The sequence below is a fragment of the Microcoleus sp. LAD1_D5 genome, assembly GCF_036702115.1.
GTDB lineage: Bacteria > Cyanobacteriota > Cyanobacteriia > Cyanobacteriales > Microcoleaceae > Microcoleus.
This window is the reverse complement of record NZ_JAUBSA010000002.1, coordinates 91899-110677: the sequence shown is the minus strand read 5'-3', so window position 1 is coordinate 110677 and position 18779 is coordinate 91899. Positions and strand designations below refer to the sequence as shown.

Genomic DNA, 18779 nt, shown 5'->3' with positions numbered 1-18779 from the left:
CGATTAATTAGGTATTTTTTCTGTTTTTTTGGTCGCGGCTAACTGTACTTTTTCTAATTGTTTGCTAGCGTCCATTTCGCTGAACAGTTGAATGGCGCGGTCAAAATTTTCTTGAGTTTTCTCGATGTTACCAAGTTTTTGTTCTGTTAGTGCTAGTTGATAGCAAGCTTCGGCTCGGTCTAATTTAGCGCTGGCACGATCGAGTATTTCTATTGCTTCTGCATGGTGCTGCAGGGCTTGGTCAAATTCTCCCCGTTCTCGGTACAGCGCTGCTATACCGCTGAGAGCTTTGGCTTTGATAGTGCTGTACTGGTTTTGGTCGGCTTGGGCGATCGCTTGGCGGTACAAGCTCAAAGCTTTCTCTGTCTCTCCCAGGTTTTGATAGGTGGCGGCGAGAAAAACTAACTTGTATCCCGTACCCACCAACTGACTGTCTTCCCGATCGGCATAAAGTTTTTCGGCGAGTTCCTCCGCCTCTTTTTTGGCTCCGATACAGGAGTTGAGGAAAGCTAACCCGACATTTATCGAATAGCTATTAATCCCGATTTCGTCCCGCGAAGTTTTCAGCTTGACAAATATCTCCATAGCTGATTCTAATTCGCCCATTTCTATTTGACAAAAACCTATATTAATGGCAGCGTTAACTTTCCAGAATTCCAGATTAGCTTGTTTGCCGTTTTCCGGTTCGCTGCTTTTCGCTATAATTTGCAAAGATTTAGTAGCTTTTATTTCCGATATTTGGTGGCATTCTATGGCTTGATTTATTTCGCCTAAGATCCGGTAACAAATGCCTAAAATACTGTATAAACCGCTCAAATAATAATCAGAAGTCACATTATTGACGATGCGAGTAGTTGCTGAAACTATTGGCTGCAAGAAACCTAATTTGTAGAGTGCTCGGCCGAGCTTGTAATCTTTGGCAAACTGGATATTGATTTTTTTGAGGATGACGCTCGCGGCCTGCTCGAAACAGCTAATTGCCACATAATGATAGTAAGCTTCAAAAGCTTTCAGGGCATCTTCTACAGTTTCAATATCTTCAACACTCTCTGTCCAGAACTCGGCTGCTTTGCGATTTGCAGTTTCCCAGTCTCCGGGCGAGAGCCGATCGACCGCTTCTTCCCGAATTGCTGGATGCAGCCAGTATTCGCCCTTCTGAGACTCGACTAGCGATCGGTGCAACAGCGATTTAATGATTTGTCGGCGTCCGGCTTCGGGCACGTCCCACAACAAACACAAAAGTCCGTCAGTAGGGACTGTCGGCACGTCTTGATATCGGTAACAGCCCAAGCGACAGAGGAGTTGATAGGCTTCGGCATCGAGTTCGAGGAGGCGGTTAAACTGACTGGTAACTAAATTTTTTAAGTCTGTTTCAACCAGTGGATGATCGCTGTTTTCCAGCCAGTAAGCTGCCATATCTCCGTCAAAATCTTCTCGAATCGTGCCGCAAATAATGCCCATTGCTTTAGCATTGCCGCCGTAAACTTTGTGCATTTCCTTGAGGGCGACATCATCTATATTGATATTGCGGGCGCTAAAAAACTGCCGCCAAACTTCAACTTCCAATCCCGGAAGCAGGTAGTGTTCTACGGTGACATCAGAATCGCACAGTCTATCGCGACTGGTAATCAGCGTTACCGACTGCACCGCTGCATCAGCCAAAACTCGCAACAGTTCCACGTAAAGCCGGTGCGGTTCAATAAACTTACCTTGTCCGTCGAGTGCGGCTTCCAAATTGTCAATCAATACGCCGACTTTGTGAGTCTGAAGCTGTCGCTTCAGCCGCCCCAGGGTGACGCCAAAGTCGGGCCCTGGTTCTTCTTGAAAGTCTTGCTTGAGCCATTCTTCGATCGCGCTTTCCAAGGCCGTGATGTTCTCTGTCTCTTTTGCCATGAACAGTTCAATTACCCGATCGAACCCTTGAGATTTGAGATACTGTCTGGCCAAAGTCGTTTTGCCGATACCGCCGGCACTTTGGATGACAATCACTTTAGCTCCTTGGGCGACAAGAGTATTGAGATCTTCGATCGCCCCGAAGCGGCCCAAAAAGTTCGGGTTTTCGATTTCCAAATCCGCATCTAGTCCGAGAGATACTTGGGCCGGAACAGTTTGTCCCGACTGCGGTTCTAGTTTCGAGTAGCTGCGCCAATACCGCTCTACAACCGCTTGAAGGTTGTCTCTTTTGACTTTTTCGCCTTCTCCAAACAAAGCTGAAAGCCGCTTCCACAAATTAGAGGCAGCATCCTTAACAGTCCCTACTCCATACCCTTCACTATCTGCAACCTGTTGGTACGTCCTGCCTTGCACTCCTTGCCAAGCTTCGCGAAAGATCGCGCACTCAAGGTTGTCGAGAGTTTTCAGGTTTCGAGCCACAAGTAACGAGTTGGTAAAATCCAGTGCACGATCGGCTTCCATTGAGTCACCAGGTTTAGCGTTACCAATATGACACAACTTTAACAGACTTTTTCCGACTCGCTTACACCCTCAAACAGTGGACTTGTATAGACTTTTACCGACTGACACGGCCGAGGTTGGCCGGGGATACTGTTGAGTGTGGAGGGGAAGTTGACAGACAAGCTTCTAACTTACACACAAATCGAGTCGAGTTTATATTCTGGAGCAAGCAGCTATGTCTATTAACGATGTTGAAACAGCGATCGTGGATGAACAAATTCGCCCTCAAGAATGCGGCCGGGTTCGTTTCCAAAACAGTTGGTGGCCGGCGAAGTGCGATCGAGACATGACTTTTGAACCCGGTGAGGTGGTTCGCGTCGTGGGGATTGAAAATATTACTTTGATTGTTGCAGCGTCGTTTGCGATCAATTCTGAAAGTTAAGGCAAATCTACAATCGGGAGTAAGCAATGATGAATTTTGACAATTCCGAAAAAGCGATCGTGGATGAAGAAATTCGACCTAATGAGTCCGGTCGCGTTCGTTTCCAAAACAGTTGGTGGCCGGCGAAGTGCGATCTAGAGATAACTTTTGAGCCTGGTGACGTGGTGCGCGTAGTCGGAATTGACAATATTACTTTGATAGTGGAAGCCGCGTTATAAATCAATGGGTTAGGGAGTCGAGCTATAGGTTTATAGCCTCCCAACGTTCAGGCCAACCTAGAAGCAGGAGAAAGTAATCATGACTGTCAGCCATTTGGAAAGAGCGATCGTTGAAGAAGAAATTAAACCGAATCAGTCCGGTAGTGTGCGATTTCAAAGCAGTTGGTGGCCTGCCAAATGCGTTCGAGAAATAACTTTGCAACCCGGTGAAGTTGTTCGCGTTGTGAGACTTGACAACATTACTCTGATAGTTGAAACGTAGTTGGTAAACAATCGGTAGGTGGGGAGTTATCGGAGGGCAGAAAAATAAAATTTGCGATCGCGTTTCTATTTCGATACATTTCTCTTCAAGCGCGCGATCGCACTCATCACCTCTGTTAATTGCAACATGACTTACGCAAGTACGCCCGATCGGGCCTACAACGGGAATGGCGATCGCCGCCTCTAGATACTGTGCGATCGCCAAAACTGAAAAATCTCGGAATGGACAATAATAGACCTCTTGCAAAAATCCTTTTCATCAATTGATGGGTCGGAGAGCCCGTCCTAATTATTTTTGCAAGAGGTCTAATTAATGATAAAATAGTTTAAGGATTTAGCTTCCCAATTGTGGTAATCTGAAAACCCTCCACTTTCATTTTCGATTGAGTGCGTGCAGCTATGCGAATTGGTAAAAATTTACAAAAGTTTCTGCTTTTCACCATAGCGTGATTTTTCGCTGTATCGCTGTTGATTAAAGGTACTAAATTTTACAATTATTTCGGCATCAACCGCGCCGATACCGACGTGAAAGTTGTTGCCCTCACCTACGACGATGGCCCCTATCCTCCCTATACCAATCAGCTTTTAGATATCTTAGACCGCTATCAAGTTAAAGCAACTTTTTTTGAAATCGGGCGCAATATTGAGAAACATCCAGAAATCGTGCAAATGATTGTCGCGAGGGAAGATGAGTTGGCAAACCATTCCTAATCTCACAAAGATATGATGTTTAAACCCAGGGAAGTTTTGCTGTCTGAAATTGAAAAAAGGGACAAACGTTTGTAGGAAGTTGGGGTTAAGCAAGACAATATTAGTTTTCGGCCCCCTTGGGGTAGGCGATTTGTGGTTTTGTCTTATTTGCTATCCCAAATGCACAAAAAGTTGATTATGTGGGATGTGGATTCCCAAGATTATGAAAAAACACACACGGCGGAAGATATCGCAAATCGGGTGAGTGAAAATGTGCGATCGGGTTCGATTGTGGTGATGCACGACGGGGGCGATCGCCACCGCGACAATATCCCCAGTCGCCACCACCAAATCGCAGCGACGCGAATGCGTCCAAACAGCTTGCAATTGCTGCCAAGTCAAAGCAATCAGCCCCGCCCCAATATCTTTGAGGAAAAACAGGGGACTCATGTAAAAAACTCCCCCAGACGGTATTTGACTGGTGGGCCCAATAATTGGCACGGTCGATCGCGCGTAAGCAGCCCCGTCACCTACAATCGGCATTGCCGAGACATCAACATCCGCGCCAGATACTCTCAAAGCTTTGAGAATTTGACAGTTAATCGAGTCTTCCCCGTGGCCGTTGCTGAGGAAAAGTATCCCCTTCGATTTCATATAATCAGAATACAATCAGAATCAGTGCCGAGCTTTTTTGAAAGACAGGCGTGCGATCGCTACCTGCTGACAGGCTACGATTTTGTTACTCTAATTTAAATACATTGTGGAAGTGAAACAGCGTGAATATTGAAATTGGGCGGGGCAAAAGTGCTCGCCGAGCTTACGGCATAGATGAAATCGCGCTCGTACCAGGACAGCGCACCCTCGATCCGAGTTTGGCAGATACCAAGTGGCAGATTGGCGGGATCGATCGAGAAATCCCGATTATCGCCAGCGCAATGGACGGAGTAGTCGATGTCCGCATGGCCATTTTGCTGTCGGAATTGGGAGCACTGGGCGTGCTCAACCTAGAAGGAATTCAAACCCGCTATGCCGACCCCCAGCCAATATTAGAGCGCATCGCCAGTGTGGGGAACCACGAATTTGTTTCCCTGATGCAGGAACTTTATGCCGAACCCATCAAGCCAGAATTAATCGAGCTCAGAATTAAAGAAATTAAAGCAGGAGGAGGGATTGCCGCCGTCAGCGGTACACCGGCCGGTGCGAGCAAATACGGCCGGGCGGTTGCTGAATCGGGAGCCGATATATTTTTTGTGCAAGCAACTGTAGTCTCGACAGCTTTCCTTTCCCCTGAATCGATCTCATCTTTAGATTTGACTCAATTCTGTCAAGAAATGCCGATCCCAGTAATTTTGGGTAACTGCGTGACCTACGAAGTCGCCCTGAATTTAATGAAAACTGGCGCTGCGGGCATTCTCGTGGGCATTGGGCCGGGGGCTGCTTGCACATCTAGGGGCGTATTGGGTGTCGGCGTTCCCCAAGCCACAGCGGTAGCAGACTGCGCCGCCGCGCGGGACGACTACTATCGCGAAACTGGCAAATATGTGTCGGTGATTGCTGACGGCGGTTTAATTACTGGCGGCGATATCTGCAAGTGCATTGCCTGTGGTGCCGATGGAGTGATGATTGGTTCGCCCTTTGCCAGGGCCGCCGAAGCTCCTGGCCGCGGCTTTCACTGGGGGATGGCGACTCCCAGCCCGGTTTTGCCGCGAGGCACTCGCATTCGCGTGGGGACTACGGGTACTTTGGAGCAAATTTTGCGGGGGCCTGCGGTGCTAGATGACGGTACGCACAACTTGCTCGGAGCTCTGAAAACTAGCATGGGTACCTTGGGCGCTAAGGATCTTAAGGAGATGCAGCAAGTGGAGGTGGTAATTGCTCCTTCTCTGCTGACCGAGGGTAAAGTCTATCAAAAAGCTCAGCAGTTGGGCATGGGTAAGTAGATTTACCGATTAAATACCAGCATACCTTGACAAAATTTGTTCAAGAGTCTCGAAATTTACAGAATATTGTGGAATTATCGAGAAGGAGATGTCACAATAGAAGAAGCGGAGACGAATGTTTCCGTTCACTCCTCACACCACACTCCGCCCGGACTACTGTTCGGGCGGTTCCTTTTTTGCCGGAAATCTTGGCTCTTGCTTACTAGATACAGGACTGAGGCTTTTAGCTCCGGAGAGGCCCAGAGTGAGAGAGTGGGAGAGTCGGGGAGTGGGAGAATTTTTCTTCTACATAAGTGTATTCTGCCTTCGGAAACATAAGTGCCTTCGGAAACATAAGTGCCTTGTGCCTTCAGAAACCTTGTGCCTTCTTCCTTCTACCGTCTTCCCTCTTGCTTCTTCCTTCAGAAGCCTTCTCTTAAAATCGTTGACCTTCATCATCCAGGATACAAGCCCCCGGATTCATCCGTCGAGAAATAAAAAACCTGTATCCGATGAAACTTGCCCCCGGAATTTATCCGTGGGGTCAATGCTTCAATTCTTTAATCTAAAATCTAAAATCTAAAATCGATTGACGCAAGTGGTTACATTTTTTGCTAGACTTGTTATCCGAGAAATAGTATTTACAAGGATGGCTAGGGATGTCAGCAGCCGCGCAAGTAACCGACTCTACCTTTAAGCAGGAAGTGCTCGATAGCGAAGTTCCAGTTCTAGTGGATTTTTGGGCTCCCTGGTGCGGGCCCTGTCGGATGGTGGCACCCGTCGTAGACGAAATTGCTCAACAATATGAAGGGCAGGTCAAGGTAGTAAAAGTTAATACCGACGAGAATCCTAACGTGGCCAGCCAATACGGTATCCGCAGCATTCCGACGCTGATGATATTTAAGGGCGGTCAACGGGTGGATATGGTGGTTGGGGCAGTTCCGAAAACTACTCTGGCCAACACTCTGGAAAAGTACATTTAACCCAACTGCGAGCGGTTTCGCGCTGTTCTTTTTGGGCCGCGAAAGCTAACTCGCTTCAGAACCGGGGCAAAGCTACTGGAAAAGTTATTAGTGGCCACCAGGGCAATTTGCTGGTCGCTATTAGCTTCTAAATTTAGCTTGCCCCTTAATTTTTAGTAGCGACAAATAGTTACCGTTTCGGAAAAATTCATGATTTCTTCTGGGTCTGGTCAAGGTTTTGAGTCCCTCCAAGCTGAATTGATCGATTTGATCGATCGCTTCCCAATGTTGAAGCACTCTGAGTGGATCGAACGATCGCTCTCTACTATAGTGCAAATGACTGGAGAGGATCTCGATCGCCTTGACTGGAAAATTATTGCGGCGTCGCTCCGAGATATGGAGAGCGCTTTTGAGCTGTTTTATCCTTACCGACACGTTCGCAAAATTGTGATTTTTGGTTCGGCGAGGGTGTCACCGCAATCTGCGGAATATTTGATGGCCAGAGACTTTTCGCGGGCGATCGCCCAGCAGGGGTTTATGGTGATTACTGGCGGCGGCGGCGGGATTATGCAGGCGGGGAACGAGGGGGCGACTGCTGAACGTTCTTTTGGGCTCAACATTCAGTTACCTTTCGAGCAGAGTTCTAATCCTTTCATTGCGGGCGATCCCAAATTGCTCAATTTTAAATATTTTTTCACTCGCAAGTTATTTTTTCTCCGGGAGAGCGATGCTTTGGCTCTGTTTCCGGGCGGTTTCGGCACTCTGGACGAGGCTTTTGAGTGTCTGACTTTGACTCAAACTGGCAAGTTCGGGCCGGCTCCTGTGGTATTGATCGATCGACCGGGAGGAGATTATTGGCTTGATTGGAATTATTTTGTGCAAAAACAATTGCGCGGTCGGGGTTTGATTTCACCCGACGATCGCAGCCTATATACGATTACTGATGATATAAATGTCGCTTGCGAGGCGATCGGTAGTTTTTATCTGGTTTATCACTCCTGCCGCTACGTGCGCGAAAAATTGGTAATTCGCTTGAAAACAGAGCTTTCTGAGGAGAATGTCGATCGGCTAAATACTGACTTTAGCGATATTGTTGTCACCGGAAAAATTGAAAAAAGTCAAGCTTTGGAACCGGAAATAGGAGATGCAACTTTCGAGCTGCCGCGCCTGACTTTGCATTTCAACCAGCGGGATTTAGGGCGACTTTATCAGCTAATTGCTGCTATAAATCAAATGGGTGCAGCTTCGCCGGCGGCGGCGCATCCAGAACAAAAGTAGTTATTAGTCATCAGTCATTTTTGATATGGGTGAGGCCTGAGAGAAGTTTGACAACTTGTCTTTTGACAAAAGCGATCGAATGAGATAAATTTTTGTAAAAAATCAAGAAAAAAGCGTGCAATAGCAAAAGAAAATCTTGTCAATATCTTGATGGCGTTGTTTGGGAAAAAAACAGCAAAATGCTAGACCTGCTGCTAATTAGCGCTTTGGGATTTCTCGGCAGTTTCGGTCACTGCGCGGGGATGTGTGGCCCGCTGACAATGGCGTTTTCTCTTTCTAATTCCGGCAACGATAAATTAGCTGCTTTCCGCTTTCATTTGCTGCTAAATTTGGGGAGAATTGCTGCTTACGCTTTGGTTGGTGCTGCAATTGGCGGGCTGGGATCAGTGTTAATTGCTGGCGGACTTTTGGCAGGTACGGGTAGCGAATTGCGACGCGCGATCGCACTTCTGACGGGCACGATGCTGATTTGGTTCGGAGTAGTGCAAATTAAACCGAACTTGCTGCCCAGATTGCCGCTGCTGCACCCAATGTCGCACGATCGAGTCGGACAAGCAATGAGCAAGCTTTCGGCACAAAAAAAATGGTGGGTGCCGGTTGCTTTGGGTTTGCTTTGGGGTTTGATTCCCTGCGGTTTCCTCTACGCGGCGCAGATTAAGGCGGCGGAAACCGGAAACCCGGTTTTGGGTGCGGCGACGATGCTGGCTTTTGGACTCGGCACACTGCCAACTATGCTGGGAGTGGGTTTTTTTGCTGGCAGATTGAGCGCGGACAAGCGCAGTCAACTGTTTCGTGCGGGTGGGTGGGTGACGGTGGCGATCGGGATTCTTACCTTGCTGCGAACCGATGAAATGGTCGATTTCACAGGCCACGCAGCGCTGCTGTGCTTGATGCTAGCACTGTTGGCGCGTCCGGTTAGCAAGTTTTTGCCGCAACTGCTGCGCTACCGCCGCGCCTTGGGTGTGGGCGCGTTTGTCTTAGCACTCGCACACACGTTTCATATGCTGGATCATACGCTGAAATGGAATTTTGACGCGCTATATTTTATGTTGCCGCAGCACCAGTTGGGAATGGTGGCTGGGATGACGGCCCTAATTTTGATGTTGCCGGCGGCGGTTACAAGTTGCGATCGTATTCAAAATTTTTTAGGCAAACTGTGGCGAATGCTTCACCTGTTAAGCGTTCCAGCTTTCCTGCTGTGCGCTGTACACGCGGCACTCATCGGTTCCCACTATCTCGGCGGTTTTGAATGGAAGTTGCACAATCAACTGCTGACAGCGGTGTTAGCGGTGGTTGTGGTGTTAGTTATGTTTGTGCGATCGCGCTTATTTTGGTCAATTTTATCACTGGAGAAGTTTTATGTTTCGCCTGTCAAACAAAAGTAAAAGTTTGGGATTGTTAGTTTTTTTGGGATTGCTAATTGAAGCAGCAATTCCCAGTGCCTCGCACTTAAACTCGATTTCAGTTTTGGCGCACGAAGTCGAAGTATCAGGAGATGTAGCAGCGACCTTTCACCTAGAACCCAACCACAACCCCCGCGCCGGACAGCCTGCGAGAGTGTGGTTTGCCCTAACTCGCAGGGGCGGTCAAATTATCCCACTAGAGCAGTGTAATTGCAAATTGGCTGTTTATCCGAAAGAGCGCAAAGATGGGGATAAGCCGCTGATGCAGCCGCCTTTGAAAGCCATATCTGCGGAGAAATATCAAGGGATTCCGGGAGCTGATATCGTGTTTCCCAAGGCAGGGATTTACGAACTTGAATTGAGCGGAACAGCCCAAAACAAAGCTAATTTTAAACCCTTTAAACTGACTTATACAGTCACGGTTCGCTAAGATAATCTTTCCATCACCGAACATAAATCTTGTAGGGGGGGGTTCACCGACAATAAATGCCTAAAACCCACAATCTCATAAACCCGCCCCCACCAACGGCAAATCATAATCTACCTATTTTAACATACAAGAAAATACAACCGAAATCTGTATAAAACCTTAAAAATTGCCAACTCTACAAAATGTCACAAATTTTTACACTACATTATAACCAGTGTCCATTATGGAATTTGTGCAAGCTAACCTCTCTTGAACTGACTAAAGGACATAACGATGGATATCTTATCTAACACCGTGGCGCTATCGCGGATGCAATTTGCGCTAACCGCCATATTCCATATGCTGTGGCCAGTTCTGACAACTGGAATGGGGATTTATCTGGTAATTGTTGAAGGAATGTGGCTAAAAACTCGCAATCCCGACTACTACCACCACGCTCGTTTTTGGTCTAAACTCTACCTCCTCAACTTCGGTATTGGAGTAGCTTCAGGAATTCCGATGGAATTTCAATTTGGCACAAACTGGGCACCATTTTCTGAAGCTGTTGGTGACTTTTTTGGCAGCATTTTGGGCTTTGAAGCTTCAATGGCATTTATGCTAGAAGCCGGCTTTTTAGGAATTATGCTGTTTGGTTGGGAGCGCGTTCACCCGATCGTCCATTATTTCGCTACAATCATGGTAGCCTTCGGCGCTAACCTATCCACAGTCTGGATTTTAGTCGCTAACTCTTGGCTGCAAACTCCTGCGGGTGGAGAAATGGTCAATGGCAAGTTTATTGTCAGCGATTACTTTCAAGCAATTATGAACCCGTTCGCATTAAACAGCATTCTCCATATGTTTTTTGCGACGTTAGAAACTTCGCTGTTTGTCATCGGGGGAATTAGCGCTTGGTACATTCTCAATAAGCGCAACCAAGCCTTTTTTTCCAAGTCTTTAAAAATTGCCATAGCGACGGCAATCGCCGTTGCACCTTTGCAGATATACATCGGACATTTGAGCGCCGAACAAGTTTATCACTATCAACCCACTAAATTAGCAGCAATCGAAGCTAAGTGGGAAACTTCACCAGCGGGAGAGTCAGCAGATTGGACTTTGCTAGCTTTGCCTAATGAAAAAGCACAAAAAAATGACTGGGAAATGAGCATTCCCAATGGCTTAGGATACGTTCTGGAATTCAAACAAAAACTTTCCGAACCCGTACTCGGATTGAAGGAATGGAAGCCCGAAGATAGACCACGCATGGTGGGTTTAATCTACTATTGTTTTCGCATCATGTCCGGAATTGGATTCTTCTTTGTGGGATTGATGCTGTTCAGTATAATTCAGTGGATGCGAGGCAAACTTTCTGCTGAAAATATTAGCAGTCAACCTGGGCTGATGCGCGCTTGGGTATTAGCTGCTCCCCTGGGATATATTGCTGTAGAATCGGGTTGGATTGTGCGCTGTGTCGGCAGACAACCGTGGGCTTTATACGGGCAAATTCGCACTGCTGATGCGGTGTCAAACATCCCCGCCAGCAATGTTTTAACTTCTCTCAGTTTCTTTGCCGTTGTTTACAGCTTTTTGTTTGTTTGTGCCTTGTATTTTGGCAGCAGAATTATCCGCCAAGGGCCTAATTTAACTCTGCCGCTACCGGGATTAGACAATGAACCTGCAGTCGAAAGTCAACCCGCAGGACACATTCCCGATCAACGTCCCGTAGAAGCACAACAATAGGAGATTTTATGCAAGCTTTGGAGCATTTTCTCCCACAAGTTTGGTTTGTAGTTTTGGCTTTGTTTCTCCTGCTATATGTCATGCTAGACGGTTTTGACTTAGGAGTAGGCATCCTGTCTCTGACTGCTTCCGACGAGGAACGCCGGGGCATTTTAATGACGAGTTTGGGCAACGTTTGGGACGCTAACGAAACTTGGCTGGTGTTGATGGGAGGCGCTCTGTTTGGCGCATTTCCCCTCGCTTACGGCACGATTTTAACGGCATTGTACATACCGATTTGCCTGATGCTTTTTGGTTTGATATTTCGGGCTGTCGCCTTTGAGTTCCGCGAGCATTCTAATCGCAAATTATTCTGGAATTATGCTTTTGGTGCTGGCAGTTTTTTAGCAGCTTTAGCTCAAGGATTTGCCCTCGGTGCGGTGCTCGAAGGCATTGCGGTTGATGAAGCTGGTCACTTTGTGGGTACTACTTGGGATTGGCTGGATTGGCGATCGATCTTGGTTGCTTTGACGCTGATTCAAGGGTATGTTTTGATTGGTTCAACCTATCTAATTATGAAAACGGAGGGCGAACTGCAAACAAATCACTATCGCACGGCTAAAATTGCGGCAGTAACGACTTTAATCGGAGCGGTTTTAATTACGCTCGCCACTCCGATTTTTTACGAAAGTGCTAGATCCAGGTTGTTTGAGAAACCGCTAGTTTATGTCTTTGCCGCGATTCCTTTGCTGGGGGTGCTGTTGGTGGGACTGCTGCTGAAAAGTCTCGCAAACAAAGAAGAACGCACGCCATTTGTCTGGACAATTCTGATTTTTTTGCTCAGTTTTATCGGCTTGGGGTTGATTGTTTTTCCCTATATTATTCCCTCGCAAATCACGATTTACCAAGCCGCAGCTTCGCCCAGCGCCCTGGTATTTATGATTGTGTTCATGGGCGTTCTGCTCCCGATTATGATTTTTTACAACATTTACAATTATGTTGTGTTTCGGGGTAAGGTGGTCGGGGGCCACTACGGGGAATAAAGAATAATAAAACCGCAGATTTAAGTCAATATACGCAGATAAGCTCAACTCTATATCCTGGTTTATCTGCGTATATTTGCGGTTAAAAATTACAAATTATGGTTTGTTGATACATCACAACTTACGCAACCATACTATACATAACATAGCCCCAATAGTGCGGAGTAGGGAAAGAAACTCGTTTAGGATTAGCGCTCGCACGTCATGCGATTTGAAAGTTGAGATTTGAGATTTGAGATTGGTCCCCTCCTGAGCCTACAAAGGAATGAGTCCAGGGGGTTGCGCTCAGGATGGGCAGCTTTTGTCAAAGGTAAATAGATGAATCCGGATGCTTGTGACTAACTTGCTTTTGGTCAAATAATAGTTGATAAACATTGGGAAAAAATTACAGTTAATTCTGTCCCTAGCGAAGGTGCAGAGTTTGCGATCGGTATCTTTGTCAAATAATAAAATACAATGGAATGGAAGGTTTTAATTTAACTCTTGTATAACAGAGAAGCAACGAGCTATGGATGCGAGCGCCAATTTGTCAGGTTATCAGATTACAGAGCAACTTTATGTAGGTACACGCACCCTAGTCTATCGAGGCATCCGTACCCGTGACCAATACCCAGTCGTCCTCAAACTGCTGCGAAACGAATACCCCCCCTTCAACGATCTCGTCCAGTTTCGCAACCAATATACCATTGCCAAAAATCTAGATTTCCCTCACATCGTCAAACCGCTGACGCTCGAAGTATACCAGAATAGCTATGCCCTAGTAATGGAGGACTTTGGCGGAGTCTCCCTACCTACTTATCTCAAAACAGCAACAAATCAAACCCAATCATCTCAAGCTTTACCTTTAGCAGAATTTCTCCAACTCGCCATACAACTAACAGACATTATCCACTATCTCTACCAAAACCGAGTCATTCACAAAGATATTAAACCCGCTAATATTCTCATTAATCCAGACACAAAACAAATTCAACTAATTGACTTTAGTATTGCATCCCTCCTACCACGAGAAACCCAAGAAATACAGAATCCCAATATCTTAGAAGGAACATTAGCCTATCTCTCCCCAGAACAAACAGGACGGATGAATCGAGGCATTGACTATCGTAGCGACTTTTATTCCCTGGGTGTGACTTTTTATGAATTGTTGACAGGAAATTTGCCATTTATCTCTGATGACCCGATGAAATTGGTGCATTGTCACCTCGCTAAACACTCGATACCGATCCATCAAATTAATCCTGAAATTCCCTTAATTTTATCGCAACTTGTCAGTAAGCTGATGGCAAAAAATGCCGAAAAACGCTATCAAAGTGCATTAGGACTCAAGCACGATTTAGAGATGTGTTTAGTTCAATTACAAAAAACAGCCCAGATAGAATCTTTTGAACTCGGAAAGCGAGATATTTGCGATCGCTTTACTATCCCCGAAAAGCTCTACGGTAGAGAAAAAGAAGTTGATCAACTATTAGCTGCCTTTGAGCGAGTCAGCTTGGGGTCAACAGAAATGATGCTAGTAGCAGGTTTTTCAGGAATTGGGAAAACCGCCGTTGTCAATGAAGTTCATAAACCCATTGTCCGTCAGCGCGGTTATTTTATCAAAGGCAAATACGATCAATTTCAACGCAACATTCCCTTCAGTGCGTTTGTGCAAGCCTTCCGCGACTTAATGGGTCAATTACTATCAGAATCGGATACCGAACTGCAAACATGGAAAACCAAGATTTTAGAAGTAGTAGGAGACAACGGACAAGTCTTGATTGACGTGATTCCTGAGTTAGAACGCATAATTGGCGATCAACTTCCTGCAACAGAATTGTCAGGAAGTGCCGCCCAAAATCGATTTAATCTGCTCATGCAGAAATTTGTGCAACTTTTCACCAGCAAAGAACATCCTTTAGTGATGTTTTTGGATGACTTGCAATGGGCGGATTCAGCCTCCCTGAATTTGCTACAATTATTGATGCTCGATACAGGATATTTATTAGTATTGGGGGCCTATCGAGATAATGAAGTTTGGCCAGTGCATCCATTTATCTTAAGAGTGAATCAGATAGTTAAAACGGGGGCAACAGTGAATACAATTACTTTGGAACCGTTAAGCGAACTAGATATGAATTTGTTGGTGGCGGATACGCTGAATTGCGAATCATCACTTGCCCAACCTTTGACAAGATTAGTCTATCAAAAAACTCAGGGTAATCCTTTCTTTGCAACTCAGTTTCTCAAGACATTACATGACGAGCAGCTAATTAGCTTTAACTGGGAGATTCGGCATTGGCAGTGTGATATTGCCCAAGTGAAAGCCTTAGCTATCACTGATGATGTCGTTGAATTCATGGCGTTGCAATTGCAGAAGCTGCCCAAAGGAACTCAGTATGTTCTCACCTTAGCTGCTTGTATAGGATCACAGTTTGATTTGAATACGTTAGTAATTGTCAGTGAGAAATCTGCTGGAATGATGGCTACGGCTTTATGGAAAGCATTACAGGAAGGTTTGGTGATTCCCACGACCAAAATCTATAAGTTCTTTACGGAATCGGATAGTGATGAAGTTTTCAAGGCTTCAGCTAATCCCACTTATCGATTTTTACACGATCGCGTCCAGCAAGCCGCATATTCGTTAATTCCCGATTCACAGAAAAAATCCACTCATCTCAAAATAGGACAGTTACTCCAGCAAAATTGTGCCGAAATAGAGCAAGAAGAAAAACTGTTTGATATTGTCGGACATTTGAATCTAGGAATTGAGTTAATCACCCAACCTAGCGAACGAGAAGCCTTAGCTAAACTAAACTTGGCAGCCGGTTGTAAAGCCAGAAATTCTACTGCCTACACGGCAGCCAGAGTTTATCTACAAGTGGGGGTTGAGCTACTGACAGCCAACTGCTGGCAGAGTCAGTATGAATTGACCCTAAAACTCTATGTTGCTGCTGCTGAAGTCGCGTATTTGAATGCTGACTTTGATGGCATGGAAAAGATGGCAGCACAAGTGTTAGAGAATGCACAGACAATCTTAGACAAAATCAAAATTTACGAAATTCAAATCGTCGCACAGACAGCACAAAGCAAGACGTTAGAAGCGATTGCAGTAGCAAGAGATGCACTCTGGCAATTGGGGGTTGAACTCCCCACCGAAGCTGACGAAGCCTTGATTGGTAAAGCGCTACAGAGCCTGGCGGGCCAACTCAGCGGCAGAAAAATTGAGGAACTAATCGATCTGCCTGTGATGAGAGATCCTCAGACTCAGGCAGCTATGCCCATATTGGCAATGTTATTTGCACCCATTCTCCAAGGAATTCCAGGCTTAGTGCCCCTACTGAGCTCCACGATGGTAAGTTTATCGCTCTCCTTTGGGAATGCACCCGCATCAACAGTGGGCTATGCGATTCATGGACTTGTATTAAGTGCCTTTTTGGGAGAGGCAAAAACGGGCTATAGCTTTGGTAAATTGGCCCTCTCATTGCTCGATCGGGTCAATGCACGAGAATTTAAGTGCATTACTCATAATATGTTTGGGGCATTTATTCAGCATCATCAAAATGCTATGAGGGCAGGGATACCAACGCTGAAAGAGGGCTTTATAGCTGGCATGGAAACTGGCGATTTTCTGAACGCTGGCTACAACATAGCTACTTACAGCTACATCAACTTTTTCGGTGGGGTAGAACTGGATACTTGGGAAGCGGAACTTGCAGTCTACAGTGCTACCTTGGCTCAGGTGAAGCAATATTCGGCTCGGACTTATTTGCATATGGAGCGGCAGATGTTGCAGAACTTGAGGGAAGTTTGTACTCTGTCGGATTGCTTAATCGGCGAAGCCTATGATGAAACGGTAATGATTCCTAAGCACTATCAGGATCGTGAATTCAGTGCGATCGCTCTTGTCTACGTCTACAAACTACTGCTTGCCTATTCCTTTGGTAATTATCCGGCTGCTCTAAACTACATTAACTCAGCCAAAGAGTGCGTGATGGCAGTATCGGGATTAATTCTTGTTCCCATTTTCCATTTTTATGCAGCCTTGACACACCTGGCACTTTTCCGCACACAGCCAGAAACCGAGCAAGCTTCCATTCTTGCCTCTGTGGAAATCCATCAAACGACTCTGTACCAGTGGGCGCAAAATGCTCCCATGAATCATCTGCATAAATGGTATTTGGTTGAAGCAGAACGGCAGGGGGTTTTGGGCAATAAAGCAGATGCACTTGAAATGTACGATCGCGCCATCCGACTCGCTCAAGATCATAAATTCATCAACGAAGAAGCCCTCGCCAACGAATTAGCTGCCAAGTTCTACTTGGAATGGGGCAAAGAAAAAGTTGCTCAAGCCTACATGATTGAAGCCTATTATTGTTATGCCCGATGGGGAGCTAAAGCCAAAATTGACGATTTGGAAAAACGTTATCCTCGCCTACTCAGTATTATCCTTCAGCAACCTCAATCCTTTAGTTCCTTTAAGGAAACCATCGCCCGGGGAACGATTACTTCTACTCACTCTTCTAGCAGCAACTCTGAATTTCTCGATTTGCCTACTCTGATCCAAGCCTCTCAAGCCATTTCTGGGGAGATTGAACTAGATAAACTCCTGACTACTCTTTTAAAAATAGCGATCGCGAATGCTGGGGCAACTAAGTGTGTCTTATTGCTCAAACAAAAACAGTATTTACAGGTAGTGGCTCTTTTAGAAGAGGGAGATGAACCTGAGCTATTACCATCAATACCGCTAGAATCAAGTCAGAATGTAGCGATTAGTTTTGTTAACACTGTCAAGCGTAGTTTGAAACCTTTGGTAATAGTCGATGCTAGGGTAAGTTCCCAGGTTGCGGGCGATATTTACATTCAAAAAAATCAGCCGACAAGTGTTCTTTGTATTCCAATTCTTAATCAGGGGCAGTTGATAGGAGTTTTATATCTAGAAAATAACCTGACGGTAGGGGCGTTTACGAGCGATCGGGTTGAAGTGCTAAATCTGCTGGCTTCTCAAGCTGCTATTTCCTTAGAAAATGCCCGTTTGTATCAAGAATCTCAACAAGCATTAACCGATCTCAAACAAGCACAAATAAAAATAGTTCAAAGCGAAAAAATGTCAGCGTTGGGAAACTTAGTGGCTGGGGTTGCTCACGAAATTAATAATCCGGTTGGTTTTCTGGTTGGTAATATTCAACCAGCCTTAGATCAGATCAAAGATTTGTTTGGATTGCTCGATTTGTATCAAGAAAAATATCCCCAACTTGATCCAGAGATTCAAGACGAAATCGAGAACATCGATCTTGACTACATCCGTGAAGATTTACCGAAATTAGTAGGTTCGATGCGGGAAGGCGTGAAGCGGATTCGGGATATTAGTACCAGTCTACGGACATTCTCCCGTGCTGATACTAACTATCCCGTAGCTTGTAATATCCACGATGGCATCGATAGCACCATTATGATCCTGAAACATCGGCTCAAGGCTAACGAAACTCGTCCGGAAATCAAAGTGATTAAGGAATACGGCAATTTGCCACAAGTGGAGTGTTATGCCGGACAGTTGAATCAAGTATTTATGAATTTGTTAGGTAATGCAATAGATGCTTTGGATGAATCCAATCAAGGACGAGTTTATGCAGAAATGACCAATCAAATTACCATTAAAACCGACTGGTTTCGGGATAAAAAACAAGCAATAATTTGCATCAAAGATAACGGTGTGGGCATGAGTGAAGTAGTGCGAGAGAAGATTTTTGATGAATTATTTACTACCAAGGGGGTAGGGAAAGGGACGGGGTTGGGATTGGCGATCGCTCGTCAAATTGTGGTTGAGAAACATGGAGGGGCGATCGAGGTAAATTCTGTATTAAGAGTAGGGACGGAGTTTACAATTTTATTGCCTCTCAAAGGATAATATTATCTTGATAGATGGCAATCTTTATGTTCAAAAGTTAGAAAGAGTAGAAGCGGTAGAGTCTGTCTGCTGGAGTTCGTCGCTGTTAAATCATCGTTAGACTCGACAAATAAAAGTGTATACTTACTTACAAGAGTCAATGTCTGAGATGGAGTAA

General features: G+C 45.6%; 14 protein-coding genes. 12 read left to right on the top strand and 2 right to left on the bottom strand.

From position 1 onward, the window contains the following. Nucleotides 1-3: 3 nt before the first annotated feature. The gene (locus QUA70_RS01545) at nucleotides 4-2415 is read right to left on the bottom strand and encodes a tetratricopeptide repeat protein (RefSeq protein ID WP_333344837.1); all 2412 of its coding nucleotides are present in this window, start codon (nucleotides 2413-2415) and stop codon (nucleotides 4-6) included. A gap of 214 nt (nucleotides 2416-2629) precedes the next feature. Here QUA70_RS01545 and QUA70_RS01540 point away from each other — a divergent pair, with 214 nt between their 5' ends. Further along, on the top strand, nucleotides 2630-2836 hold the full coding sequence (locus tag QUA70_RS01540) for an NfeD family protein (protein WP_333036967.1): 207 nt from the start codon (nucleotides 2630-2632) through the stop codon (nucleotides 2834-2836). A gap of 26 nt (nucleotides 2837-2862) precedes the next feature. Beyond that, complete coding sequence (locus tag QUA70_RS01535) at nucleotides 2863-3054, top strand: NfeD family protein (RefSeq protein ID WP_333344836.1); 192 nt, start codon at nucleotides 2863-2865, stop codon at nucleotides 3052-3054. A gap of 22 nt (nucleotides 3055-3076) precedes the next feature. On the opposite strand, the gene QUA70_RS28500 is transcribed toward QUA70_RS01535, so the two are convergent. Further along, on the bottom strand, nucleotides 3077-3562 hold the full coding sequence (locus QUA70_RS28500; RefSeq protein ID WP_445251602.1) for a hypothetical protein: 486 nt from the start codon (nucleotides 3560-3562) through the stop codon (nucleotides 3077-3079). A gap of 221 nt (nucleotides 3563-3783) precedes the next feature. On the opposite strand from QUA70_RS28500, the gene QUA70_RS01520 reads away from it, so the two are divergent. From QUA70_RS01520 to QUA70_RS01475, 10 genes are all read left to right on the top strand, one after another. Then, nucleotides 3784-4026, top strand: coding sequence for a polysaccharide deacetylase family protein (locus tag QUA70_RS01520; protein ID WP_333344832.1), 243 nt, complete (start codon nucleotides 3784-3786; stop codon nucleotides 4024-4026). 159 nt (nucleotides 4027-4185) lie between these two features. Continuing rightward, nucleotides 4186-4758, top strand: coding sequence for a hypothetical protein (locus QUA70_RS01515; protein WP_333410284.1), 573 nt, complete (start codon nucleotides 4186-4188; stop codon nucleotides 4756-4758). Nucleotides 4759-4781: 23 nt separating this feature from the next. After that, nucleotides 4782-5945 carry a GuaB3 family IMP dehydrogenase-related protein gene (locus QUA70_RS01510; RefSeq protein WP_333344828.1) on the top strand — a complete coding sequence of 388 codons (1164 nt, stop codon included), beginning with the start codon at nucleotides 4782-4784 and terminating at the stop codon, nucleotides 5943-5945. Nucleotides 5946-6583: 638 nt separating this feature from the next. Further along, entirely contained in the window at nucleotides 6584-6907 is a 324-nt protein-coding gene (gene trxA, locus QUA70_RS01505) for a thioredoxin (protein ID WP_006631199.1), read from the top strand. A gap of 189 nt (nucleotides 6908-7096) precedes the next feature. Beyond that, complete coding sequence (locus QUA70_RS01500; RefSeq protein WP_333327067.1) at nucleotides 7097-8164, top strand: LOG family protein; 1068 nt, start codon at nucleotides 7097-7099, stop codon at nucleotides 8162-8164. Between the two features lie 179 nt (nucleotides 8165-8343). Then, a complete protein-coding gene (locus tag QUA70_RS01495; RefSeq protein WP_333327068.1) occupies nucleotides 8344-9549 on the top strand; it encodes an urease accessory protein UreH domain-containing protein in 1206 nt (401 codons plus the stop codon). After that, nucleotides 9524-9997 (top strand): hypothetical protein, encoded by a 474-nt coding sequence (locus QUA70_RS01490; RefSeq protein WP_333327069.1) that lies wholly within the window; start codon nucleotides 9524-9526, stop codon nucleotides 9995-9997. Before QUA70_RS01495 ends, QUA70_RS01490 begins: the two co-directional genes overlap by 26 nt. 273 nt (nucleotides 9998-10270) lie before the next feature. Then, nucleotides 10271-11713: a cytochrome ubiquinol oxidase subunit I gene (locus QUA70_RS01485; RefSeq protein WP_333344826.1), complete on the top strand. Its 1443-nt coding sequence runs from the start codon at nucleotides 10271-10273 to the stop codon at nucleotides 11711-11713. 8 nt (nucleotides 11714-11721) lie between these two features. Continuing rightward, nucleotides 11722-12735 (top strand): cytochrome d ubiquinol oxidase subunit II, encoded by a 1014-nt coding sequence (gene cydB / locus QUA70_RS01480; RefSeq protein WP_333344824.1) that lies wholly within the window; start codon nucleotides 11722-11724, stop codon nucleotides 12733-12735. Between the two features lie 508 nt (nucleotides 12736-13243). Next, a complete protein-coding gene (locus QUA70_RS01475; RefSeq protein ID WP_333327075.1) occupies nucleotides 13244-18622 on the top strand; it encodes an AAA family ATPase in 5379 nt (1792 codons plus the stop codon). Nucleotides 18623-18779 lie beyond the last annotated feature (157 nt).